This window comes from Arthrobacter sp. 10N418, assembly GCF_056394725.1.
This window is the reverse complement of the sequence record NZ_JBFTIK010000022.1, coordinates 1-23,704: the sequence shown is the minus strand read 5'-3', so window position 1 is coordinate 23,704 and position 23,704 is coordinate 1. Positions and strand designations below refer to the sequence as shown.

The 23,704-nt window shown below is 64.3% G+C and carries 22 protein-coding genes and 2 pseudogenes; 10 read left to right on the top strand and 14 right to left on the bottom strand.

The window, feature by feature from the left end; genetic code table 11:
• Positions 1–40: 40 nt before the first annotated feature.
• The 5 genes from AC1DCZ_RS15995 to AC1DCZ_RS15975 all read left to right on the top strand — a co-directional run bounded on the left by AC1DCZ_RS15995 (position 41) and on the right by AC1DCZ_RS15975 (position 3,812).
• A complete protein-coding gene (locus AC1DCZ_RS15995; RefSeq protein WP_476975468.1) occupies positions 41–1,498 on the top strand; it encodes an MFS transporter in 1,458 nt (485 codons plus the stop codon).
• A 113-nt stretch (positions 1,499–1,611) separates the two neighbouring features.
• Positions 1,612–2,031, top strand: coding sequence for a hypothetical protein (locus tag AC1DCZ_RS15990; RefSeq protein ID WP_476975467.1), 420 nt, complete (start codon positions 1,612–1,614; stop codon positions 2,029–2,031).
• An 18-nt stretch (positions 2,032–2,049) separates the two neighbouring features.
• Complete coding sequence (locus AC1DCZ_RS15985) at positions 2,050–2,931, top strand: aldo/keto reductase (RefSeq protein ID WP_476975466.1); 882 nt, start codon at positions 2,050–2,052, stop codon at positions 2,929–2,931.
• Positions 2,932–3,070: 139 nt separating this feature from the next.
• Positions 3,071–3,400, top strand: a complete 330-nt coding sequence (locus AC1DCZ_RS15980; RefSeq protein ID WP_476975465.1) for a carboxymuconolactone decarboxylase family protein — start codon at positions 3,071–3,073, stop codon at positions 3,398–3,400.
• A 10-nt stretch (positions 3,401–3,410) separates the two neighbouring features.
• Positions 3,411–3,812, top strand: a complete 402-nt coding sequence (locus tag AC1DCZ_RS15975; RefSeq protein WP_476975464.1) for a (R)-mandelonitrile lyase — start codon at positions 3,411–3,413, stop codon at positions 3,810–3,812.
• Between the two features lie 158 nt (positions 3,813–3,970).
• On the opposite strand, the gene AC1DCZ_RS15970 is transcribed toward AC1DCZ_RS15975, so the two are convergent.
• The 4 genes from AC1DCZ_RS15970 to AC1DCZ_RS15955 all read right to left on the bottom strand — a co-directional run bounded on the left by AC1DCZ_RS15970 (position 3,971) and on the right by AC1DCZ_RS15955 (position 9,345).
• Positions 3,971–4,861: an NAD(P)-dependent oxidoreductase gene (locus AC1DCZ_RS15970; protein WP_476975463.1), complete on the bottom strand. Its 891-nt coding sequence runs from the start codon at positions 4,859–4,861 to the stop codon at positions 3,971–3,973.
• Positions 4,862–4,879: 18 nt separating this feature from the next.
• Complete coding sequence (locus AC1DCZ_RS15965) at positions 4,880–6,820, bottom strand: TRAP transporter large permease (RefSeq protein ID WP_476975462.1); 1,941 nt, start codon at positions 6,818–6,820, stop codon at positions 4,880–4,882.
• A 60-nt stretch (positions 6,821–6,880) separates the two neighbouring features.
• Positions 6,881–7,912: a DctP family TRAP transporter solute-binding subunit gene (locus tag AC1DCZ_RS15960; protein WP_476975461.1), complete on the bottom strand. Its 1,032-nt coding sequence runs from the start codon at positions 7,910–7,912 to the stop codon at positions 6,881–6,883.
• Positions 7,913–7,992: 80 nt separating this feature from the next.
• Entirely contained in the window at positions 7,993–9,345 is a 1,353-nt protein-coding gene (locus AC1DCZ_RS15955; RefSeq protein ID WP_476975460.1) for an NAD(P)H-dependent oxidoreductase, read from the bottom strand.
• 235 nt (positions 9,346–9,580) lie between these two features.
• Here AC1DCZ_RS15955 and AC1DCZ_RS15950 point away from each other — a divergent pair, with 235 nt between their 5' ends.
• The 4 genes from AC1DCZ_RS15950 to AC1DCZ_RS15935 all read left to right on the top strand — a co-directional run bounded on the left by AC1DCZ_RS15950 (position 9,581) and on the right by AC1DCZ_RS15935 (position 12,773).
• Positions 9,581–10,615 (top strand): LacI family DNA-binding transcriptional regulator, encoded by a 1,035-nt coding sequence (locus tag AC1DCZ_RS15950; RefSeq protein WP_476975459.1) that lies wholly within the window; start codon positions 9,581–9,583, stop codon positions 10,613–10,615.
• Between the two features lie 9 nt (positions 10,616–10,624).
• Positions 10,625–10,936, top strand: coding sequence for a putative quinol monooxygenase (locus AC1DCZ_RS15945; protein WP_476975458.1), 312 nt, complete (start codon positions 10,625–10,627; stop codon positions 10,934–10,936).
• A complete protein-coding gene (locus AC1DCZ_RS15940; RefSeq protein WP_476975457.1) occupies positions 10,936–11,535 on the top strand; it encodes a gluconokinase in 600 nt (199 codons plus the stop codon). Before AC1DCZ_RS15945 ends, AC1DCZ_RS15940 begins: the two co-directional genes overlap by 1 nt.
• A 458-nt stretch (positions 11,536–11,993) precedes the next feature.
• Positions 11,994–12,773, top strand: a complete 780-nt coding sequence (locus AC1DCZ_RS15935) for an alpha/beta fold hydrolase (RefSeq protein WP_476975456.1) — start codon at positions 11,994–11,996, stop codon at positions 12,771–12,773.
• Positions 12,774–13,070: 297 nt separating this feature from the next.
• On the opposite strand, the gene AC1DCZ_RS15930 is transcribed toward AC1DCZ_RS15935, so the two are convergent.
• The 6 genes and pseudogenes from AC1DCZ_RS15930 to AC1DCZ_RS15905 form a co-directional block, all read right to left on the bottom strand.
• Complete coding sequence (locus AC1DCZ_RS15930) at positions 13,071–13,223, bottom strand: hypothetical protein (protein ID WP_476975455.1); 153 nt, start codon at positions 13,221–13,223, stop codon at positions 13,071–13,073.
• A 243-nt stretch (positions 13,224–13,466) separates the two neighbouring features.
• A pseudogene (locus tag AC1DCZ_RS15925) lies at positions 13,467–14,318 on the bottom strand (alpha-amylase family glycosyl hydrolase).
• 199 nt (positions 14,319–14,517) lie between these two features.
• On the bottom strand, positions 14,518–16,059 hold the full coding sequence (locus AC1DCZ_RS15920; protein ID WP_476975454.1) for a long-chain-fatty-acid--CoA ligase: 1,542 nt from the start codon (positions 16,057–16,059) through the stop codon (positions 14,518–14,520).
• Positions 16,056–16,682 carry a TetR/AcrR family transcriptional regulator gene (locus AC1DCZ_RS15915; RefSeq protein WP_476975453.1) on the bottom strand — a complete coding sequence of 209 codons (627 nt, stop codon included), beginning with the start codon at positions 16,680–16,682 and terminating at the stop codon, positions 16,056–16,058. Before AC1DCZ_RS15915 ends, AC1DCZ_RS15920 begins: the two co-directional genes overlap by 4 nt.
• Positions 16,679–18,793, bottom strand: coding sequence for a 3-hydroxyacyl-CoA dehydrogenase NAD-binding domain-containing protein (locus AC1DCZ_RS15910; protein ID WP_476975452.1), 2,115 nt, complete (start codon positions 18,791–18,793; stop codon positions 16,679–16,681). Before AC1DCZ_RS15910 ends, AC1DCZ_RS15915 begins: the two co-directional genes overlap by 4 nt.
• A gap of 25 nt (positions 18,794–18,818) precedes the next feature.
• Positions 18,819–20,009 carry an acyl-CoA dehydrogenase family protein gene (locus AC1DCZ_RS15905; protein ID WP_476975451.1) on the bottom strand — a complete coding sequence of 397 codons (1,191 nt, stop codon included), beginning with the start codon at positions 20,007–20,009 and terminating at the stop codon, positions 18,819–18,821.
• A 438-nt stretch (positions 20,010–20,447) separates the two neighbouring features.
• Here AC1DCZ_RS15905 and AC1DCZ_RS15900 point away from each other — a divergent pair, with 438 nt between their 5' ends.
• The gene (locus AC1DCZ_RS15900) at positions 20,448–20,885 is read left to right on the top strand and encodes a DUF1003 domain-containing protein (protein ID WP_476975450.1); all 438 of its coding nucleotides are present in this window, start codon (positions 20,448–20,450) and stop codon (positions 20,883–20,885) included.
• A 9-nt stretch (positions 20,886–20,894) separates the two neighbouring features.
• Here AC1DCZ_RS15900 and AC1DCZ_RS15895 read toward each other — a convergent pair whose 3' ends face one another.
• The 4 genes and pseudogenes from AC1DCZ_RS15895 to AC1DCZ_RS15880 form a co-directional block, all read right to left on the bottom strand.
• A complete protein-coding gene (locus AC1DCZ_RS15895) occupies positions 20,895–21,152 on the bottom strand; it encodes a helix-turn-helix domain-containing protein (RefSeq protein ID WP_476896693.1) in 258 nt (85 codons plus the stop codon).
• A gap of 1,638 nt (positions 21,153–22,790) precedes the next feature.
• Positions 22,791–23,042: a hypothetical protein gene (locus tag AC1DCZ_RS15890; RefSeq protein ID WP_476896692.1), complete on the bottom strand. Its 252-nt coding sequence runs from the start codon at positions 23,040–23,042 to the stop codon at positions 22,791–22,793.
• Between the two features lie 52 nt (positions 23,043–23,094).
• Positions 23,095–23,346 carry a hypothetical protein gene (locus tag AC1DCZ_RS15885; RefSeq protein WP_476975449.1) on the bottom strand — a complete coding sequence of 84 codons (252 nt, stop codon included), beginning with the start codon at positions 23,344–23,346 and terminating at the stop codon, positions 23,095–23,097.
• A gap of 136 nt (positions 23,347–23,482) precedes the next feature.
• A pseudogene (locus tag AC1DCZ_RS15880) lies at positions 23,483–23,704 on the bottom strand (hypothetical protein); the annotation flags it as partial.

The window sequence follows — 23,704 nt, the reverse complement described above, 5'->3', positions numbered from 1 at the left end:
GAACGACAGTGACTCCCGGTCCCTAAGAATTCGCGATTGCATGGAAATCATGAAACCTGCACCCACAACGGCTGCCCACCCGGGAGCGATCCTGGCGATCATCCTAGCCAGTTACTTCATGATCCTGCTGGACAACTCCGTCATCTTCACCGCCCTGCCGAGCCTGCAGGCAGATCTGCGACTGAGCACCGGTGAGCTCGCCTGGGTCCAGGACGCCTACACGCTGGTCTTCGGCGGCCTGCTGCTCCTCGGCGCCCGGGCAGGGGACCTGCTCGGGCGCCGCCGGGTGTTCGTGTTCGGGCTGGTGGTGTTCTCGATCGCGTCCCTGCTGATCGGCGTCGCCCCGGCAGGTTGGTGGGCGATCGCCGGCCGGGCGGTCCAGGGTATCGGGGCGGCGATTGTGGCACCTGCTTCGCTGTCTCTGCTCACCGCGAGCTTCCCGGAGGGCCGTGAGCGGACCCGGGCCGTCGCTTTGTATGGTGCGACCGCAGGCATCGGCGCCAGCCTTGGCCTGGTCATCGGCGGGGCACTGGCCCACTGGATCTCCTGGCGGGCAGGGTTCTTCGTCAACGTACCCATCGGCGCCGCGATGATCGCCCTCGCACCGCGGTTCATCCCGGAAACAGGCCGGGCCCGCGGCCGCTTCGACGTCTTCGGCGCGCTCAGCGCCACCCTCGGTGTCGGCGCTCTCGTGTTCGGCATCATCAACACCACCGACGCCGGTTGGGACTCGCCGGTTACGCTCACAGCCGTCAGTGCCGGCGTCGTACTCCTGATCGTCTTCGTGCTGATTGAACGCCGGGCCACCCAGCCCATCATGCCGCTGCGCCTGTTCAGGAGCCGCCGCCGCACCGGCGCCTACGTGGCGCGCTTCCTTTACCTGGGCGCGATGATCGGATTCTTCTTCTTCACCACCCAGTTCCTGCAGGAAGTGCTCGGCTTCGACCCGCTGCAGGCCGGTCTCGGGTTCCTGCCCATGACGGCGGTCAACTTCGCCGTCGCTATGGCCATCCCGCGGCTGGTGGGGCGGATGCCCGGCTCGGTTGCCCTTTTGGCCGGGATCCTGCTGACCCTCGCCGCGATGTTCTGGCTCAGCCGGGTCGGGGTCGATTCCATGTACTGGACGGACGTGGCTTTGCCGATGGTCCTTATCGGAGCCGGTCAGGGCTTGGCTTTTGCGCCCCTTACCTCGTTCGGTATCGGCGGTGCGCCCGCGGCCGACGCCGGCGCGGCATCGGGCCTGGTAAACACCTTCCACCAAGTTGGCACCTGCCTGGGGCTCGGCATTGCGGTCGCGGCCGCAGCTACCGTCCCTTCCGGGCCGGTTGCGGCACACCTGGCCGCGCAGGTCAGCGCCGCGCTTACAACTGGCAGCTTCCTCCTGCTCCTGGATCTGGCAGTCGCCGCGGCCCTCATCCTGCCCGCAGAATTGGCCGAGCGACGCACTGGGGCGCTGCGCGCGGCGCGGTCCGTGGCCCTGGCCGGGACTGCCCGCTGAACCACTATGCCCGCAGAGGGGTTCTGTCGGTACCCTGATCAGCCGTGACTCCCAAGAAGTGCGCGACCGGTGTTGACTGGAAACTGGCCGATAACTTACTAAGGAATCTCAACATGCGAGCAACACTGACGTACGGCGACCTGTGGCCCTACGCCTCCAGGCCGGAGTCGGCTGAAGGATCACGCATGGGCCACGAATTCGTCGGCATCGTCGAAGAACCCGGCTCCGAGGTGACCGGCCTGGCGATCGAGATGGCGATCGCCGTCGTCCGTGACGGCGGCGTCATCAGCCGTGTCGGCGCACCGCAGTTCACCGAAGTTCCGCTCGGCTTCCCCGAGTTCATGCGCAACATCACCCTCACCGGAGGCGTCGCACCCGCTCGCGCATACATCGAGGAACTGCTGCCTCTCGTGCTCAACGGAACCATCGACCCGGGCAAGGTCTTCGACCGCACCATCGGCATGGACGACAATCCTGCCGGCTATCAGGCCATGGCCGCCCGCGAAGCGCTCAAAGTACTCGTACGCCCGTAACGACAGAATCAGGATCACATGGACATCACACTTAACAACGGGGTCATCATGCCCGCCATCGGGCTCGGCGTCTTCCAAAGCGCTCCCGAGCAGACCACGGCAGCGGTCGAAGCCGCGCTTGCCACCGGCTACCGGCACATCGACACTGCCGCCGCGTACGGCAACGAGCGGGAGGTCGGCGAAGGCATCCGCCGTTCCGGCGTCGGTCGTTCGGACGTCTTCGTTGAGACCAAGGTCTGGGTCAGTGACTACGGCTACGACCAGGCCCTGCACGCCTGGGACAAAGCAGCAGGAAAACTCGGCGTCGACTACCTGGACCTGCTCATCCTGCACCAGCCCGCCCCTGACCGGTTCGAGAAAACCATCGCCGCGTACAAGGCCCTGCAGACGCTGCTTGCTGACGGGCGGGTGCGGGCGATCGGCGTCAGCAACTTCATGCCCCACCACCTGGAGCAGCTGCTCGACGCAACCGACGTTGTCCCGGCCGTGAACCAGATCGAACTGCATCCTTACTTCACGCAGCCCGCTGTCCAGGCAGCCGACGCCGCTAACGCCATCATCACGCAGGCCTGGTCACCGATCGGCGGCATCACCTTCTATCCCGGCTGGGGCGAGAAGCGGAAGAACGTCATGCAGGACCCTGACATCGCCGCGATCGCTGAGACGCACGGCAAGAGCCCGGCGCAGGTCATGCTCCGGTGGCACCTGCAGGAGGGCCGCTCCGCCATCCCGAAATCGACCAACCCGGCACGCATCGCCGAAAACTTAGCCGTCTTCAACTTTGAACTCAGTACCGACGAACTCACCGCCATCGACTCGCTCGACACCGGCGTCCGCAACGGACCGGACCCCGACGAGGCCCGCGAGGAGCGCTTCGCCCTGGTCATCCCCGAAGCGTAAGGCAGAGAGAAGGAACCACGATGGAATAGCGTCCCCTTGGCCGCACCGGTGTGCAGGTCAGCCCCTTGTGGCAGGAAAGTCCCGCGAAGTTCGGGGCCAGCGGACAACTACAGATTTGAAACCGAAAGTAAGGATCATCATGACTGACCATCCCAAACAGCTCGGAGGCGGCCGAAAAATGTTCGGTGACTTCGCCCCGAAGCTTGCCGAGCTCACCGACGACGTACTCTTCGAGGACGTCTGGAACCGGCCCGAACTGAGCGCCCGCGACCGCAGCCTCATCACGGTAGCCGTGCTCACCTCTGGCGGAAACACCGAGCAGTTGGGCTTCCATCTCGGCCGCGCGATCGAAAACGGTGTGACCCAGGAGGAGCTCGTTGAAGCCATCACCCATGTCACGCTCTACGCCGGCTGGCCCAAGGGCATGTCGGCGATGGGCGTCGCCAAGCAACTCTTCACAGACAACTAGTAAGGACTTCATGAACATCGAACCCAATGTGCCGACAACCAAAAACCCGCCAGCCCAATTCGCCGGCGACGTGTGGCTGGATCCCATCGCGCTGCCGCATGAGAGCGACCAGACGATGGTTGTCGCGACCGTCCGCTTCGCGCCCGGAGCACGTACTGCCTGGCACTCCCACCGGCACGGCCAGTACCTGCGCGTCACCCAAGGCGTAGGCCGTTTCGGTACCCGGGACGGAAAGATCATCGAAGTCCACCCCGGCCAGACGGTCTACACCCCACCCGGTGAGGAGCATTGGCACGCCGCCGCCCCCGGCTCCTTCATGGAACACATTGCCATGCTCCAAAACGGGGAAGACCCGTCAAAGACCACCACTTGGAACGAGCACATCACAGACGACGAGTACAACGGCCGCTAACCAGCGCATGAGGTGTACCACTGCTCAGAGGCACCTCAGGTAATCCCGAAAGTGCTCTCGTGGGTCAGGCGGTGGCCGCCCTCATCGGATGTGCCGCGACCGTCGCCGAGAATCCCACAGTCCTGCACATCCCTGGGAAAGTCGCCCTGCACGTCGGACTATTTGAGGATTGTTTGGTAAATGCCTGTATGGTCCAGGTCGCCGTCGCCGGTTGCGATCATGTCCTCGAATGCGCTTTGGAGACATTTGGCCAACGGGAGTTTCAATCCCGTATGCCCGGCAAGGTCTGTGATGAAGCGGAGGTCTTTGAGCTGATTTTTCGCGGAGCCGCCACCTTCAAAGTCCTGGTCAATCCATCGTTGCCCTTTTTGGGCAAGCACTTCGGAATTGGCGAGACCTCCGGCAAGTATGGATTGGACTTTCTCCAGGTCGAGGCCGGCAGTGCTCGCCAGGGCCATTGCCTCGGCCAAAGCCGTCACGGTGGCGGCTACGACGATCTGGTTGCATGCCTTCACCGTTGACCCGGCACCGGTCTCGCCGAACCACACGACGGTCGAGCCATACAATTCGAACAGTCGTGTGAGGCGTTCCACCGCGCCGGGAGGACCGCCGACCATGATGCTCAGCCTGCCCTCCTTGGCACCGATGGTGCCGCCGCTGAGGGGTGCGTCCACGACGGTCACTCCCCAGTTGCGCCGGCAGCCGTCAGCGAACTCCGCAACCGCCACCGGGGATACCGTCCCGTGAATCACGAGGATTGGACGCTCTATGCCGGCGGTCTTCCACCCGGCCAGCAGCCCGTCGTCACCGGGAAGAAGGGCTGCCACCTGCGGCAGGTCGGGCAATACAGTCAGCACCACCTCACTGGCCGCGGCCGCCGGGGTGGCCACGACCGTGCCCCCGCCAACTGCGTGGGCCTTGGTCGCCGTGCGGTTCCAGAGCGCCAGTGGCACCCCCGCGGCGATGATGTTGCCGGCGATCGGGGCGCCCATGGGACCCGTTCCCAGTAGGGCCACGGACGCGGGCAGTCCGGAGAAAGAATCGTCCATTGTTGTCGCGCTCCTGGGTTAGAAGGGGATGAGCCCGGCGAGGGCGGGGAGGAAGGTGCTGAACCAGGGAACGGCGGCAAGCACAAGGAGCCCGATGAACAGGGCGATCAGGTATGGCCAGAAATGTTTGAGGCTGTTTTCGACTGTTTCGCGAGCGGTGGCGCAGGCGACGTAGAAGCCGACGCCCGCGGGGGGTGCGAAGGAGCCGATGCCCATGGAGATGATGAGCACCATCGCATACTGCACGGGGTTGACGCCAAAGTCGGTGGCGATCGGCAGCAGCAACGGAGCAAAGATGAGCACTGCGGGCAGGCCTTCGAGCAGCTGGCCCATGATGGTGAGCAGGATCACAGTGAAGAGCATGAACAGGATTGGGGAGTCGCCGAGTCCGGACATGAGGTCGTGGATCTGCTGTGAGACGCCGGCGAGGGCGAGGGTCTGGGCGAGGGGCGACGCGGCGGCGATGATGAAGAGCACCATGCCCGCTGTCGTCGTGGTTTCGCGCAGGGTGTCCCCGAGGAGTTTCTTGCTGCCCCGCCGGTATGCGGCGACCAGGACGAATGCGTAAGCCACGGCTACGGAGGAGACCTCCGTAGGCGTCGCGAAGCCGCTGAGGATTCCCACCACCATGCCGACCGGAAGGAGGAGGGTGGGCAGGGCGAAGAAGGTTGCTGAACCGCGTGCCCGCCAGGTGGCCTTGGGGCTGGCGACGCCGCCCTGCTTGCGGGCCCGCAGGAAGACGAGGGCCATGACGACGAGGGCGAGGAAGGCCGCGGGAAGGAAGCCTGCCAGGAACAGGGTGGTAGTCGAGATGGTGGTGATGGAGCCGAGGACGAGCAGCACGATGCTGGGCGGGATGGTTTCGCCCATGATGGCCGAGGCGGACAGGACAGCGACCACCTCGCCGCGCGGATATTTGCGCTCTTCGAGCATGCCTCGCATGGTGGTGCCGACGGCGGCGACGTCGGCGACTTTGGAGCCGGAGATGCCGGAGAAGATGTACATGGTGACCACAACCACCTGCAGCAGGCCGCCGCGCAGGTGCCCGATGAGGGCGTCGACGAGCTTGGCCAGCGGCAGGGTCAGGCCGGCGGAGTTCATGATCGTTCCGGCGAGGATGAAGAACGGGATCGCCAGGAGCACGAAGCCCTTTGCCCCGGAAGCCATGCCGATCGGAATGGCGCTGACATCGGAAATGCCGCCGAGGTACAGATAGATCCCCGAGGCCAGTGCCAGGACAAACGCGATGGGCAGGCCAAGGAAGAGCAGCAGGAACAGGACCGCGAGCACCACGCCCAGGAGCACGTTCGGCGATGCGTAGTAGAACAAGGGCGGGGCCAGCACGACGACGGCGACCATTGCCGCGGCGATCCCGGCGGCGGTCAGGACGGCCCGGCGTTCCTGGCGCCAGAGTTTGATAAGGGCAAACCACGCGATGAGCACCATGCCGGTGGAGAACGGCAGGGAAACCCAGAACACCGGCAGCTGCAGGATGGGCGTCCTCTCGTCGATCTGCTGGGCCAGGGTGGGCACGAAGAGCGCGAATGCCCCCGCGCTCATGACAAAGACGAGCCAGTCGACCAGGGCAGCCAGATAGGGCTTCCACGCCGCGGGCAGCCGCATGATCAGGGCCTGCACCGACATGTGTGCGCCCTTGGGGTACGCGATGGCTCCGCCGAGGAAGGCAATGGTCAGGAGCGCAATTTCTGACACTTCCTGCGTCCACAGCACCGAATCACCGGTGATGAGCCTGACCATGATGTTCAGCAGGATGACGACAAGTTCGGCGAGGATTGCCGCGCCCACGGTCCATTCAAGGACCTTGTCGAGCCAGACGGCGCCGCTCCAGCCTGGCCGGACGTGATCGTGATGCAGAATCTCTTCCGCGTCAGAGGGAATGACCTCCTCGAGTTCCTCGGGAGCGAGCGTGCGTTTCATGTTCTTCCAGACTGTCGACATTGAGAGCGGGATGTTGGCGGGAGGGCCGGGGCGCCGTGGCCGCCCCGGCTCCGTGCGGGTTTACTTGGCGGTTGTGAAAGCGATTGCCTGGTCGAAGAAGTCCTTGCCGATCAGCTCGGAGAATTGCGGGTACAGGCTCTTGGAGGTGGCCTTGAATTCTTCAAGGCCCGAAGCGCTGAGCTCGTTGACCGTCATGCCCTTTGCCGTGAGTTCGTCCAGCTGCTTCTTGGACTGCTCGGCGTCGTAACCGGTCTTGAACGTAGCTGTCTCGGTCGAGGCGTCCGTGAGCAATTTCTTTTGGTCATCGGAGAGTGTGCCCCACTTTTTGGATGACAGGGCGAGCACCCAGGCGTCGTTGATGTGGTTGGTCAGAGACACGTACTTCTGGACTTCGGAGAACTTATTGGTCCACGGCACCTCGATCGGGTTTTCCTGGCCGTTGATCGTTCCCGTCTGCAGGCCCGTGAAGACCTCGGAGAAGGCCATGGTGGTGGGGCTTGCACCCAGCTTGCTGAAGAAGCCGGTCCAGAGCGGGTTGCCGGGAACGCGGATTTTCAGTCCCTTCAGGTCCGAGGGCTGTGCGATGGGGCGCACCGAGTTGGTGATCTCGCGGCCGGTCCGGGTGAGGAAGGACAACGCGACGGTGTCCTTGGCTGCGAGCTTGTCCTTCAGCATCTGGCCCGGCTTTCCTGCCAGGAACGCCGCTTCCTCCGTTGTGTCCTTGAAGAGGTAGGGGATACTGATGCCGTTCATTTCCGGCACCACCGAGGCGTAGACGGAAGTCGAGAGGATGAGGGCGTCGAGCGAGCCGCCCTGCAGGCGGGTGACGGCGGCATTCTGGTCCCCGCTGAAGCTCGTTCCGTTCGGAACTACGGTGACCTGGACGGATCCGTTGGAGGTCTTCTTGACCTGGTCGGCGAAGTGCTGGGCGGAAACGCCTACGGAGGAATCGATGGGGTCCGGGATCGACAGCTGGATTTTCGCCGGCGCGCCGCCGGAAGCGCCGGGCGCTCCGGAGGCGCAGCCGGCGAGGACCGAGGCGGCCAGGGTGCAGGCCAGCACTCCGGTGAGGGCGCGAGTCTTAGATTTCATGTGGTGCCTTTCTTCGTTGGAAGGAGTCTGGTTTCCGGGGGTGAAGTTCATGACCCCGGCCGAATGGGTGTGCGGGAGCCTCAGGGGATGAGGGCGGCTTCCGTGACGAGGGCTTCGGTTTCGCGGCGGAGCTCGATGGCCTGGGACAGGGAGTCGTCAATGATGACATCGTCCCAGCCGACAATCCCGCCCTTGGCAATGTCGTTACGCAGTTCCACGTGGTGGGCCAGCGCTACCGGGAGGGCGCCGGTTGCGACGGAGTGCCTGGCCGAAACCAGCTTGCCCCAGACCGTGTACCCGCCTTCGCCGTCGAGGAATTCGCCGGCTTTGAGGTCCTTCTTGGCTGTTGCGACGACGTCGCCGAAGAACCCGATGGGCGAGCCCGTGGCGATCCCGCGGAGGGCCGCGTTGGCGATGGACATGTTCAGCTCCAGGCCCACGTAGTGGTACGGGCGGTACAGGGCGGCGTACTGGCCGGTGGGGTCCGGGTGCCACGGGTATTCGTTGAAGCAGCCGGAAACGTAGTCGTTCGTGGCCTTGACGACGACGAAGACGCCTTCCTGGGTGTTGTGAGGAATCCAGGTGCCGTCGCGGTTGACGCTGGACATCACATCGACGCTGCCTTCGTGGGCGAGGGCTCCGCCGACGTCGGCGGGGCGGCAGATCGTGGCGATCTCCTCGACATCGCCCGGCGTGAAGCTCAGCCCGGTGTCAGAAGGTACCAGTCCGGCGCCGTTGGCAACGGCGGCCATCTCGATGGAAGCCTTCGTGCCGTCACGGAACGAAGTGTGCATGTTCGGGTTCAGCTGCCCGGAGTCGGTCAGCTCCTTGGAGAACTCCCAGTTCTCCCAGACATTGTCCGGGTTCATCTCGTGATAGTGCTCAAGGTACTTGGCGCCCTTGCCGGCGCAGACAACGTCGAAGCCGCTGGTGCGGGCCCAGTCGACGAGTTCCATGATGAGGGCCGGCTGGTCGCCGTAGGCCATCGAGTAGACAACACCGGCGGCTTCCGCACGCTTGGCCAGGGCGGGCCCCGCCAAGGCGTCGGCCTCGACTGTGACCATGATGATGTGTTTCTTCGTTTCAATGGCGCGCAGCGCGTGCTTCACCCCCACGATGGGGTTGCCTGTTGCTTCCACGATAACGTCGATGTCGACATCGAAGAGCTCGTCCGCGTTGGCCACGATCGTCGTCGTGCGGTCCCTCAGGGCGGTGGCGATGTCCGGAGCGATCTGGCCCTTGGGCCAGCCCACGAGTTCGAATGCGCCTTCTGCACGCTTGACGTTGATGTCAGCGATCGCGACGACGTGGATCCCCGGAATGTTGTTGGCCTGCGCAAGGTACATCGTGCCGTACCGGCCGGCTCCGATGAGCCCGACTCGAACGGGGCGGCCTTGCCGCTCGCGGTCACTGAGAAGCTTGTGAAGGTTCATGGGGATCTCTCTGATTGACGTCCGCGTCGGAGAGGCCTCCACCGTAGGGGTGGAGCAACATCTTCGTCGCAAACTGGAGTTTGAGGACCGGAGTGGAACCGGTACCACTTTTGTACCAGTCAGTGCTAGGCTGTGTCAACAGTCACAATGAGCAACCGTAATGGTTTAGTCAGGCGGAGCGACCTCGTGTTCCCGCCGATCCATTGCCGGTACCGGACCTCAAGGAGGAGGAGAAGTGAAGAAGGCCCCAACTATTCGCGACGTCGCGGCCGAGGCGGGCGTTTCAGTCTCCGTGGTATCCCGGGTTCTGAACCCGGAGTCAGGTCCCGTCGCGCCAGCCAAACGGGAATTGGTGCTGCAGGTTATCGAGGAGCTTGGTTACCGGCCGCGGGCCGCGGCCCGGGAGCTGAGCGTGGGCCACGCCCTGACCGTTGGCCTTGTGGTCGCGGACCTCGCCAACCCATTCTTCGCTCAGCTAGCCGACCGTGTTGTCTGGGAGGCCCGGAGCCACGGGGTGCAGGTAGTCGTCATGACCACCCAGGAGGATCCTCACCTGGAGGCCGAATCCCTGGACACACTGCTTGACCGCTCCGTCGGAGGAGTCATCGCGACACCGACCGGAGCCAACGTTGAGAAGTGGGCCCGTCTCCAGGCCCTGGGCGTGAATGTTGTCTTTGTTGACCGAGCCATTGCCGAACTGGCAAACGTCGACGTCGTAAGCATCGAAAACACCGACTCAGCCCGACGCGCCACAGAATATTTGCTCGGTTTGGGGCACACGCGGATCGGCCTCATTTCCGGTCCCGTCAGCACATCAACGGGACGCTCACGGATCGAGGGGTACCGAATCGCGCACGAGAACTTCTCGACCAGCGGCGCCCCCCAACTAATCCGGGATGTGCCGTTCCGGGGAGACGGCGGGGGCGATGCAGTCGGGTCCCTGCTCGCCCTGCCCGACCGTCCCACGGCGCTCATTGTTGCCAACACGGCCCAGGTGCTCAGCTCAGTTCGGCGCCTCGTCCAAATCGGCGTGCGGATACCCGAAGATCTGTCCGTCATAGTTTTTGACGACAACCCCTGGACCGAGCTGACAAACCCGCCGCTGAGCGTGATCCGCCAGCCCATCGACATGCTCGCCGTGCACTCCCTGGAACTGGTGCTGGGACGCATGCAGGGCCGGCTCCCCGCAGAGCCCCGCACGATCCTGGTCAACGCAGACTTCGTGCCTCGCAGCAGCTGCTCACCTTTAATCCTCTCGCCTACCCCTTAAGGAAAGACCATGTCCGTCATTGTCACCGCAGTGTTCACACCCAAGAATGGGTCATTCAGCCAAGTAGCTGCTGCCCTCTCCCCCGCGATTGCCGAAGTGCACGAGGAGCAAGGATGCCTGCTCTACGCCATCCATGACGCGCCGAACGGCCAAATCGTCATGATCGAAAAGTGGGAAACGGCGGCCCTTCTCGACGCCCACGGCGAGGGAGAGGCCGTCAAACGCCTCAACGCCTCCCTCGAGGGCCTCCTTCAGGAACCCGTCCACGTGACCCGACTCTCACCGATCCCCGCGGGAACCGAGCACCAGGGGACGCTGTAATGAAGCCCGTCCTTGTTGTCATGGGCGTATCAGGAGCAGGCAAGTCAACTATTGGAGCAGCGCTGGCCCAACGCCTGGGCGCCACCTTCGTCGATTCCGATTCCCTGCATCCGCAGGCCAACGTGGCGAAAATGGCTGCCGGCAACCCACTGACTGACGGGGACCGGTGGCCGTGGCTCGGGCTCGTGGGTGCCGAGCTGGCGTCACCGCACCCGGGTGGGATCATTGTGGCGTGTTCCGCACTGAAGCGCGTTTACCGGGACGCCATTCGGGCCAAAGCACCGATGACTGCATTCGTTCAACTTAACGTCGAGCTTCCCGCGCTGCAGGGCCGCGTGGCCCAACGCCCCGGACACTTCATGCCACCCTCCCTCCTCAAATCACAGCTGGAGACCCTCGAACCCCTGCAAGCAGATGAAGCAGGACTGGTGGTGTCGGTGCCGGAAGGCGTCGAGGCAATGGTCAGCGAAATCCTCGCCCAGCTTCCACCAACCGCCGGAGCTTTAGCCTCGGAGGACGCAGGTGCCGGACTCAGTCAGGACGGGCTGACTGCGGCCGCGACACCCCCGCCGGCTCCACTACTGAGTGTGCGCCGCTGAATTACGTGGAGCCCTCTTCGCAGGGATATTTGGCGCTCAGGGTCGGTCCGGCGGCTCGTCTTCGGGTTGCGCGGTCGGTGAGGACAACGTCCGGTTTCTCGATCGGAGCAACGCGGAATCGAGAGACGGATCCTAACTTCGTTCTGTAGTCGTCGCCGTGACCCTCATCGTCCTCTGGACGGTGTGCCTGGTCCGGAAGCACAGAAGCGGCGGTCCAGCCTGCCGACGAAACAGGCGACCACTATGGCAGCAGAGAACCAAGTGACCGCCACCAGGAACAGGGAACCAGGTCCGAATCAGGAGTGGGCGCTGATGTACCGGAACGGGCTTCCCGGGCGTCGCATCGGTCAGTTGTCCGTGTTCCCGTCTCAACGGTCAGCAACTCGAACCGGCCTCCGACCCCTTTTCGCCAGATGACCTCTGGCCAGAGATGTTGCACCGCCCCCTAGAGTGAAGTCATGCTGCACTCAACCCGGCAAGGCTCCGGTAAGCCACTCCTCCTGATCCATGGGCTCGGTTCCAGTATTGGTAACTGGAACCCGGTAATCCCGGCGCTGGCCGCTAAACGCGATGTAACCGCCGTCGACCTCCCCGGTTGCGGCGAATCCGCGCCGCTGACCGGCGAAACCACCATTGCCACGCTGACCGATGCCGTCGAAGCCTTTATCCGCGACGAGGAACTGGGTGATATTGATCTGGTAGGCAGCTCCATGGGCGCCCGGATGGCAATGGAGATGGCACGGCGAGGGCACGCTGGCACCACGATCGCCCTTGACCCTGGTGGCTTCTGGAATGACCGCCAGGCAGCGATCTTTGGTGCAAGCATCAAAGCATCCGTCGCACTGGTGCGCCGCATCCAACCGGCGCTCCCCTTCCTCACGGGCAACCCTGTGGGTCGCACGGCCCTGTTGGCTCAGTTCTCCGCCCACCCCTGGAAGCTGCCGCAGGATCTGGTCCTGCATGAGCTTCGCGGGTTCAAGACATCGACCAGTCTGGACCCGGCCCTCAACGCGTTGATTCACGGCCCCCGCCAGGAAGGCGCGCCGGCCGGTTCACTCAAGGGCAAAGTGGTCATTGGATGGGGGCGAAAGGACAAGGTCACCGCTCCCAGTGAGGCGGCTCGGGCCACGGAGCTGTTCCCGGATGCAACACTCCACTGGTTCGAAAACTGCGGTCACTTCCCGCACTGGGACCAACCATCGGAAGCGGCACGCCTGATCCTCGATAACACCCACTGAGCTGCGGCTGAGCGCCGGGGCGTATCTATTTATGTTGAGCTGGCTTCAGAAAGGTTCACCTACCGGCACTGACCTGCGGAAACACTGTGCCCGAGGTGGGACTCGAACCGGGTTCCAGCCCCTGCGAACGCTGGACTCCCGCGGAAACATGCGGAATCCGGCTCGATCCGACCGGAATGCGGCCAAGTCCGGGACCCAAAGTGTGGACACTGTCCACACCCCCAATTCTCCGGCGGCCCGGACCTGGGGCCCAACTGGTGAGACTGCTCGGCTCGCCGTATGGCTCTGAGACCTTCGCTATTCTTTCAGCGCGTCGAGCCGTGACACCCGTGCCTTGCCGCCCGGCGGCAGGGCACGAGGCCCGGCAACTTCCTCGGCAACGGCGACGGCAACGGCAACGGCAACGCCCTTCCAGAAGCGTGACCTCACAAGGAATTCCTGGAATTCCACCGGCCTCTGCTTGGAAATCCAGCACCAGCTGGGGAACGGTTCCAAGACTTGGCGTCAAGGTTCCCCGGCAGAGACTGTGTCACTCGATGGAGGTTTGATGGGCGTCGGTCAGCTCTCCGGGTTTTCGATGATGGATCAGCCGCGGGGCGGCAGGCTCACCCCTGCTGATGCAGGGCGTAGGCGCCTGTTCCAGCGGAATCGAGGTCAGACGGGACGCCGGGGAAAGCCGGGCGGACGGCGTCGTCACCCCTCGATCCTGTGCTCCTTGATGCCGCGGAAGGCATGCTCGTCACCGGAGTAGACGGAGGGTGACCCGCCGATCGTGAACAGCACCACGAGGGCATGTGGCAGCAGTGCCGGGTCGTTCAGCCTGCTGGCGATGCGGGTGACGTCCTGATTGCCGACGAAGCTCAGCGGAACGAAGGCGTCCAGGAACGAGTTGTGCCGCTCCAGCGCGCCCGCGAGTTCGAAGAAGTTGCGGTCGTTGAGCGAACTCCACACCGCCTTCCAGAGCTCGTACTGGGTGGCCGAGTCGAGGGCTCCGGCGCCCACCTCGCGGGAGTAGTCGCCGTGGATGTATTGGCCCACGAAGGAGGCGTCGGGAAATTCGGTGCGCATCGCGCGAATAACCTTCGCCAAGAAAGAGGTCGGCACGGCGTATGCCGCGTCCAGACGCCACCCGTCCGCTCCCCGCGCCAGCCAGTGCTTCATGACCTTGCTGACAAACGCGGCCACCTCGGGTGCTTCATGGTTCAGGGCGACAAGGTGGTGATGGCCCTCAAAGTCCGCGTAGCCCGGTTCCGCTCCCGGGACCCAGTCCTCGTCGGGCTACGAGAGCTGGAACCAGGATGCAGTGGGGGCTCCGGGGCCGTGGACCAGGGCGTCCTGGAACGGTCCGAAGGAGCGTCCGGTGTGGTTGAAGACGCCGTCCAGGAGCACGCGCAAACCCCGCGCGTGCGCTTGGGTGATCAGCAGGTCGAAGTCTCCGTCGTCGGCTAGTCGGGGGTCGATGCGGAAGTAGTCTGTGGTGTCGTACCCGTGGGTTTCGGAGGCGAAAACCGGTCCGAGGGCAATTCCTGACGCCCTTAGTTCCACGGCATAGTCCAACCAGGGGACAAGGTGCGCGAGGCGGCGGGTCACGGGGGCACCTTCTGTCGGGGCCGCGTGTTCGGCCCCGACGAAACCCAAGGACTAGATCTGCCACCATATTGCGTGTTTGACCCACTCCGGTGGTGTCAAAGGAGAGTCGTTCCAGCGAGCGTCCGATTCGTCCTTTTACGGCGATGGGGTCTTGTCAGTCGGTCGTCAGAGTGCGGCGAAGTTCCCGTTTAAGCACCTTGTGGCTGGGGCCGAGAGGAAACTCGCCGGTGAACCGGATGTGGCGGGGGTATTTATGTTTGGCGAGGTGCTGTTGGCTCCAGTCGATGATGTCCTGCGCGCTGGGCGGGCTATCCGTGCTGGCAGGATCCAGGACGACGACGGCGCATACTTCTTCGCCCCGCAACTCGTCCGGCAGTCCGATGACGGCCACCTGGGCGATCGCCGGGTGGCGGGAGAGGACCTCCTCAACCTCCCGCGGGTAGACGTTGTAGCCTGAGCGGATAATGACGTCCTTGGTCCGGTCGACCACATAGATGAAACCGTCCTCGTCCATGGTCCCGAGGTCGCCGGTGCGGAACCAGCCCTCCACCATTGCCTCCTCGGTGGCCTGCGGGTTGTTCAGGTAGCCGGCGAAGACGTTATGGCCGCGGACCAGGATCTCTCCAAGCTCTCCAGCGGGCACTGGAACGACACGTTCGGGCACCCGGTGGTCGGCGATCTGGACCTCCACACCCCAGACGGCCTGCCCGACGCTTCCGGGCCTGACGCCTGAGTGCGGGGTATTTGTGCTGACGACTGGGGATGTTTCCGACAGCCCGTAGCCTTCATAGATGGTGGCGTCGAAGGTGGTGTTGAACTTCTCCATCACGGCCAGGGGCAGCGCCGCTCCCCCGGAGACGCACAGCCGCAGCGCCGGCAGCTCAGGTCTGCCTACGGCGGCGGCGAGCAGTTGCATGTACATGGTAGGGACGCCGTGGAAGACGTTGACGCCGTGGGCGGCCATGAGCTCCAGCGCTGCCTCGCCGGTGAATCTTGGCAACAGGACGAGGGTCCCTCCGAGCCGGAACAGGGCGTTCATGCTGGCTGTTTGTCCGAAGACGTGGAACAGCGGAAGGCAGCCGAGAGCGATGTCGCTGGTCCGCACGTCGTTGGCGTCCACTGCCGATACGGTCGCGTTCATGACCATGTTCAGGTGTGTCAGGACGGCGCCTTTGGGTCGGCCTGTCGTGCCGGAGGTGTAAAAGATGACGGCCGGATCCTCGGCTTCCCGACTCACGTAGCTGCGCAGCTCGCGCCCGCCGTCCGAGCAGAGACGAGCCGCGCTCTCTTCTCCCTCGGGCACGGGGCCAACGAGCAGCACCGGAATTCCGGCCTCCGCGGCCGCCCGTCGCCCCACGGTAAGGAACGCGGCGTGGCATAGAAGCATTTTGGCGCCGCTGTCCCGGAGCACATGGATGACTTCCTCAGCGGTCAGCAGCAGGTGCACGGGCACCACGACTCCACCGGCGGCCTGCACGCCGTAGTAGGTGGTGGGAAATTCAACGACGTTCGGCGACATCAGCGCAACGACGTCCCCCGGTGCGATTCCGTGGTCTTCAAGCTGCGCGGCATAGCTGCGGGCGTGCTGCCACAACGTGGCATAGGTATAGGACTGGCTGCCGCTGATGACGGCGGTCTTGCCCGGGTATTTGCGGGCAGATTCAGCGAGAATCGAGGCGAGCGACAAAACGGTCATGGGTTCAGCTTTCTCTTGTTGTTGGGCCCGGCCGATGGAGCATCGAGCAATGCGGCCAACGTGTTTTCGACGACCGCCCGCGCCTCGTCTGAGGACTGCCCAAAGGAGTCCCGCAGCAGTTTCCAGTTCGCCCAGTCCGCCGCCGCGCAGATCGACAGGACCATACGCGTTCGGTGGGCCGGGTCCAGCCCGCCCAGTTCCGCTTCGAACAGCCGTTCGACGTCGTCCCTGATGCGCTTGAGGTTCTCCTGCAGGTTCTGTTGCAGCGCCGCGGAGAACGGGCGCTGCAAATCTGCGGCGCGGGCGAGCGGCGCGACGGCCTCCAGGATCGAGGCGCGCTGCGAGCTGTATGCCGCGACGCGTTCCGCCAGGGGCAGCACCACCGGGACGGGCTCCAAAGCCTCGTCCTGCTCGGCCAGTTGGCGGGCGGCCGTGTTGGCCATGAGGGCTTCCATGTCCTTGAAGTGGTCCCACAGCGCGCGGACGGAGACCCCGGCGCGGGCTGCGATCTGTTTGGCGGACGGTCTGAGTTCCCCGTCGTTGATCAGCCCGATATGAGCTTCGCTGATGATCCGGAGGGTCCGCTGGGCGCGGGCGGTGCGCCCATCCAGGGCACCGGTCATCTGCTCGTCCCAGGAGCCGCAAACACACCTTGGGCGCCTTCGGCCAGGAACCCGGCCGGCAGCAGCGTCACATCCCCCGTCTGCTCCGCGTAGTGCCTCAGCCTGTCGGCGACGTAGCCGGCACCGACCTGGTCTGCATGCCACATGGGGCCGCCCCGGTACGCGGGCCAGTTGTAGCCCTTGGCCCAGATGACGTCGATGTCACCGGCCCGCTCGGCAATTCCCTCCGCCAGAATGCGTGCGCCTTCGTTGATCATCGGAAAGAGCAGCCGTTCCAGGATTTCGCGATCCGAAATTTCCCGGCGGAAGACGCCAAGGTTCCGCGAGACATCCAGGATGAGCTGCTCAACCTCGGGGGCATCGCGCCTTTCCCGGCCTTCGTAGGCGTAGTAGCCTGCCCCCGTCTTTTGCCCGAACCGTCCTGCTTCGCAGAGCGCGTCCGCGGTCGGGGCTGTCCTGCCCTCGGCCTTGCGGTTGCGCCAGCCGATATCCAGACCAGCCATGTCACCCATCTCAAACGGCCCCATCCGGAAGCCGAAGTCCTTCAGGACCGCGTCCACTTGGCCGGGCAGGGCCCCCTCGAGCAACAGCTGCTCGGCCTGAGAAGAACGCACCTCAAGCATCCGGTTCCCGACGAAGCCATGGCAGACGCGTACGACGACGGGTGTCTTGCCGATCCGGCGTGCGGTGGTGAACCCGGTCGCAAGCGTCGCGGCGTCGGTCGCTGCTCCGCGGACCACCTCAACCAGCGGCATCACATTGGCCGGGCTGAAGAAGTGCATGCCCAGCACCCGGCCGGGAAGGCGCGTTCCGGCGGCAATCTCGTCGATACTCAGGTAGGACGTGTTGGAGGCGAGGACGCAATCGGCACCGACGTGCAGGTCCAGGGCTGCGAAGATTTCTTGTTTGACCTGCAGGTCCTCGAAAGCTGCCTCAATGACAAGATCGGCGTCGGTGAGGTCCGCGTAGTCCAGGCTGCCCGTAATCAGAGCCTTCAGGCATGCTGCGTCGTCCTGGCTCCTGCTGCCACGGGAGACCGACACGGCAAGGTTCTTCTCAATCTGTGCCAGGCCGCGGTCCAGGGCGGATCGTTCGGCCTCCACGACGGTAACCGGGATGCCGGCAGAAGCCAGTGCCATGGCGATCCCGCCGCCCATGGTCCCGGCACCGACGACGCCGGCGCGGCGGACGGTCTTCGCCTCTTCCGGATCAAGGTTGGCGGGTTTGCGCGCTGCACGTTCGGCTGCGAAGAGGTGACGCTGGGCGGCAGATTCCGGGCTCCTGACCCGCTCCACGAACTTCGTCCGCTCCACGTCCGCTCCGTGGTCATAGGACTGCTCGATGCCGGCCGAAACAGCCTCGATCGCAGCGCGGGCGGCATACGGGTCCTTGGCCTTGCGCAGCGCGTCCGAAGCCAGCCGGCTGACGGTACCGGGTGCGGCCGCGGCGTCGGCAATCCTGCCGGTGCGGTCCCGGGTCTTGTCCGGCGTGCGCGTGGCCACTAATTCAATCGCCCAGCGCACGGCCGCCGGTGAGCGTGGATCCTCCATCAGCGCATCGACAAGGCCATCCGTGAGTGCCTCGGCGGCGGACACTTGTTTTCCCGTGAGAATCATGTCAAGGGCACGTTCCGGTCCCACCAGACGGGGCAGCCGCCCTGTCCCGCCTGCGCCCGGCAGCAGACCCAAAGTGATCTCCGGCAAGCCGAGGCGCGCCGCCGGTGCGGCGATCCGGGCGTGCGCGGCCATCGCCAGTTCGAGGCCGCCGCCCAAGGCTACGCCGGTGATTCCGGCGATGACAGGCTTCGGGAAGTCTTCCACCAACGCCACGAGCTCCCGGAGATCCGGCTGGGCGGGTTCGCTGTCCATTCCGGCGTTACCGGATTCAGGCGTGTTGAATTCAGTGATGTCCGCCCCGGCCGAGAATGCTTTGGGCTGGCCGAGCAGCAGGACAGCGGCGATATCCGGATCCCCGGCGACCCGCAAGAGCGCAACGCTAAGTGCACCGCGCAGCTCCCGGCCTAATGCGTTCACCCGTCCGTGGTTCATGGTGATTCGTGCGACACCGTCCACTATGTCGACGGCTACGATCTGGTTTGCCAGTTCGGTCATGACGTCCCGACCTCTCTGTCGGTGATTAGCTGAATGCGGAGATGCCGGTGATGTCCCTGCCGACGATCAGGGATTGTATGGAGTCGGTTCCCTCGTAGGTGCTGACGACATCCATGTCCGTCATGTGCCGGGCGACGTGCCGTTCGAGGAGGATTCCGTTGCCGGCCAGCATGTCCCGGGCCTCGGCGCAGATCCACTTTGCCTTCTGCGCCGTGGACATCTTCACCATCGAAGCCATCGGGCCGGTCAGCCGGCCGGTTTCGGCAAGCTCGGCCATCCGGTGGCACATCAGCTGCATGGCCGTCAGTTCGCTGAGCATGTTGGCGAGTTTGTTCTGCACCAGTTGGAACGAGCCAATCGGCCGGCCGAACTGCTCCCGCTCCAGCGCGTACCGGGCGGCAATCTCGTAGGCAGCCATGCCGTGGCCCATCGCCTCCCAGGCGGCCCCGCCGCGGGTCGCAGTGAGAACCCTGGTGACATCCTTGAAAGAGTCACAGTTCTCCAGCCGGTTTTCCGCGGGGATCCTTACGTTCTCGAGGACAATGTCAGCCTGCTGGATGGCGCGCTTGCCGATCTTGCCGGTGATCACGGCCGGACGGTAACCGGCCGGATGCCCGCCGTCGTCGCCTTTTTCCAGCACAAAGGCTTTTACCCGGTCGTCCGCCACGTCGCGGGCGAACACGATGACGACGTCGGCCATGTGTCCGTTACCGATCCATCGTTTGTGCCCGTTCAGGACGTAGGTTTCGCCGTCCCGGCGGGCGCTCGTCTCCAAGGCGACCGAATCCGAGCCATGAAGCGGTTCGGTGAGCGCGAACGCCCCGATTTTCTTCAGGACTGCCATGGAGGGCAGCCAGCGCTGCCGCTGTGCCTCACTGCCGAGCATATTGATCGCGCCCATGGCCAGGGACGAATGGACGCCGATGAAAGTGTTGATTGAACCGTCCCCGCGCGCTATCTCGCGCGCAACGATCCCGGCCGCCCGGCGGCTCAGGCCAGGGCAACCGTAGCCGTCGATCGTGCTGCCGATAATCCCGAGCCGGACCAGGCCCGGCAACACCTCGGAAGGAAATTCCGCACGTTCCCAGTAGTCATTGATGATCGGAAGGATGTCAGATTCCACATAGGAGCGGACCCTGTCGCGGAGCCCCCGCTCCTTGGGCGTCAGTTCGTCATCAAGCAGGAAATAGTCGCTGTTCACGTCCGATTCGAGCACCGCTTGGCCCCTTTGCCTTGGGTTCCATAAGTGCGATGCAGCTCACACTCACTTAACAATATGCATGCTAACTGCAAATTGTTCGGAACCCAAGGGCCCCGCCCCAAGGTCTCGTCAAAACGGCCGGACCAGCGTGAGTCTCAGCCGGACTTCACCTGCGCTGCACGCCTGGAAAGTTGTCGACAAAGACCCTTGAAAGGTGCCCGGCCGTTGCACCGGAGGTCCTGCCGTCAGAATCCGGGCGGGACCAAACCAGGTCGACCGGCACCACCGGCAGGCGATCTCACGGCCCGGAGCTCCCTGTGGCTCGGGACTCCTCCAAGGGTCGTGCCGGCACCAATGAGGCCACGAGGGCGCGCATACGGCGCCCAGTCCCGGATGCCGCTCCCCCGGCAGCAGAGACCGGTCGGTTTTCTGCGCCCCCGGCTACCCTGAGTCATGACCGACCACCAAAAGACCTGGCACGAGGGGCACAAAGCCACCCTCACTAGAGGCCAGCGCGCCGCCGACATCATGCGAAACGGGATGGGTAGCTGGCCCTTCGTGGGCGGCTTCATCGGTTTCATGCTCATCTGGGCCGGCATCAACACCTGGGCGCTGGCCACCAATTCCTGGGATCCGTACCCCTACATCCTTTTGAACCTCCTGCTCTCGATGCTGGCCGGACTCCAGGGCGCCATCCTGCTGATCGCGGCCAAACGGCAGGACGCCATCGCCGCCGCCATGGCCCAGCACGACTACGACACCAACGTAAAAGCGAAGGAAGAGATTGAGCTGCTTATGGCCATCAACAGCCAGCAGCTGCAGATCCTGCAGGAGCTGAAGGAACTGGCGACCATTGAGCGCCGTGGCGTTATCGATTCTGCAGGCGTCTGACCTGCGTCACTACACTGGGACTCCCGAGACGACGCTTTGTTGCCGTTTGCACGTCTGATCAGCAGAGGGCCTGCCGTAGAAGGTGGTTCTCCTGAGGTAATCCTCCGGCGCCGGCGCCAGCTCCGGGACGCGGCAGGACCTGCCAAAGCGGGCAGAAGCCAGTTCATGGGCATGGACGAGCCGTTGGACAGTCATACTGGACACGCGCAGGCGCTCTGCGACTTCGGAGATAGTCAGGTACGGGGTGGGGACGTTTGCGAGGGACATGTGAATCGGGCTCCCGGGGCTGGCGTAACAATGGCGGGAGGCCGGCGGGTTACGGGCCGGCCTAGTCCGGCCCGGTGATCGGCCGACAGTCATAGAAGTAGATCCCGTCCGGAGTCTGCAGCCCCGCTGACCTGCCGTTTCTGACCGCCACTCCGCCCTGTTTCCGCCCGTTGAACGGGTCGTCTCGACTGCCACGCCGCCAAACCGGAACGGAACGGCAGACTGTGACAGGTTTGGATGGCCCCGGTATGACGGCTATCGCTGGCCCCACTTCGTGACTCGCCGGGCAGCTTGTGACGGTTATATGTGGCCCCGCCTTCAACGTTGGATTCATCAGTGGATGGATGCGGCGGAAGGCTGGTCTGGATGGAGTCGAGAGTGGAGTTGTTCGCGCAGATCCGAAGGGACGCCCGGGTCGAGGGCCTCTCGGTCCGTGCGCTGGCAGCCAGACACAAGGTTCACCGAAGGACGGTGAGGCAGGCTCTGGAGTCCGCATCCCCTCCGGAACGCAAACCCCGGCAAGGGGTGGCCTGGCGATTGGAGCAGTTCAAGGCGGCGATGGCATGGTCCGACCGTAGGCGGACGATTGGTTCAATCGTCCGCCTGGAAAGAGACAGCACAGTCGACAGATGGGGCCAAGAATAATCCTCATGCCGGGGCAAAAAGAGTTGACATAGTCAGCCCTGGATGGCCGCTGACAGCTCCGCGAATCAGCAATCCCGAGATTGGAATCATAAATATACCTGTCGCGGTGACGAATAGGCCCATGAACAATGCTGGCGTCATGTCTTCTCCTTAGAGGTGCACGTAGGCCGTGAAATTGAGTGAACATCCGCGGCCCCAGCCGCCCCATAGGCTCCGGTCGGGATAAACTGACCGCTTCCCCCTGGAATCTGGTGGTGCCGCGCTGTTTGATGGGGGTGCCGATAAGGTCCGGAATCCATTCGCGGACGGTGCTGTTGGGCTTCAGCGCGCCTGTGACGGCGCCGATGGGCTCACCGTCGAGGTAAACCTCGGCGGTCACCAGGGATGCTGTGCCTTCACCGCCTTCTGGTCCGGGCCAAGTTCGGCGGTTCGGGTGCGAAACCAGGCGGGGCGGTTCAGCTTGCCGGGGCATGCTGGCTTCAGCTTGATGTGACATGATCGCTAATGCGTGCGGACGATGGTGGGGCTCTCCCTGCGGCTCAGCTGACTGATCGCGGCGGGGATCCCTCGGTGAATGGATGCCCGGATGCCGTCAGGAGCTTTCCGGCGTTTGACGCCGCCGCCTCCGGGTTATGACCACTCGGACGGCTTCTACAAGGGCATAAATCAGTCCGACCATAATGACTGTCGTTAGATTGACAGGGGTGCTTGGGGTCACGAGCCAGGCAAAACCGAGCACCGTTACAGCGGTAGCCATTCCGACGCCAAGGGCCGACCCGAAGAGCTCTTGCGTAGTCATTCGATCTCCTACTCTGGACAGTAAACTACGCCATTGATAGCCGCTGAAATAGTCCCCCCGAAGGCGCTGCCCGCGATCAACCCGGCCGCCGCGCCCTGGCCAATGAGTGGAATGAAGCGGGTCAGACCGCTTCGTGCCACTACGCCTAAGGACCCGGCAAGAACTTACTCGGTTTTGTCGCTCAGGTGCCGGGACTACAGCAGCATCCGGCCCCTGGCCCAGCCCCGCACGGCGGCCAGGTCAAGGTCCGTGGCGATGGGCCCATCGCGGAAATACCGCCCGTACACCGCGTCGGGGTCAAAGGAAGCGAAGGCCAGCTCGTCGATCACCTGCTCGTAGGCGTCCTGAATCCTGTCGTCGGTCGGCGTCGAGCCGAGCTCGTCGGCCAGCGCCTGGATCAGATCCTCGCGGGTGTGGCGGATGATTTCGTCGGGTAGCTGAGGCATCGCAGAACCTCCGGTCATGGGTGCAGCGAAGATGCTGTGGCTACAGGATCAGCTATTTGACCGCCCACGGCAAGGCCTCGGCCGAGGTTCCGGGCCGGAGGTAGTCAATGGTGTAAAAGTCGATCCGCTCTTTGTCCTCGCGGGCGTAGATGAGCAGGTGGTTTACCGACAGCCTGCCGGCCACGAGGGACTCGATCTCGGCCCGGGCTTCGGCCGGGGTGGCGTGCGTGATCCATTCGACGTCCCGATCTCCGTGCCGGGCCCGGGTCCGGCAGTCGTGGGAGTCTTCGCCGCGTGGCGGCATTTACTCATCAGTCACACGAGTAACAAGGACCTCATTGGTGTGGTTCTTACCCTCCAGTAGCATTTGCTTGTGTACTCGGTCAGCACCGGCCCCGGCGGGGCGCAGGCCGCTCGCTCCCCACGGACGTAGATGGTTACTAGGCGGCAAGTGGTGCGCCGAAAAGCTCTTCAGCCTGCCGGACCAGGCGCGACGGGACGTCGGTGTCCCTGCCGTGGTCGCCACGGCCCAGGATCACGGCCTGTCCGCGGGCGGTCCCAGCGAGATCCAGGCCGCACTCATGCATTAACTGCCCCGCCCGAAGGTTCGGCGGGAGATTGATGATGGTCCCCTCAGCGTTGAGGTACACGTGCCAGTCGCC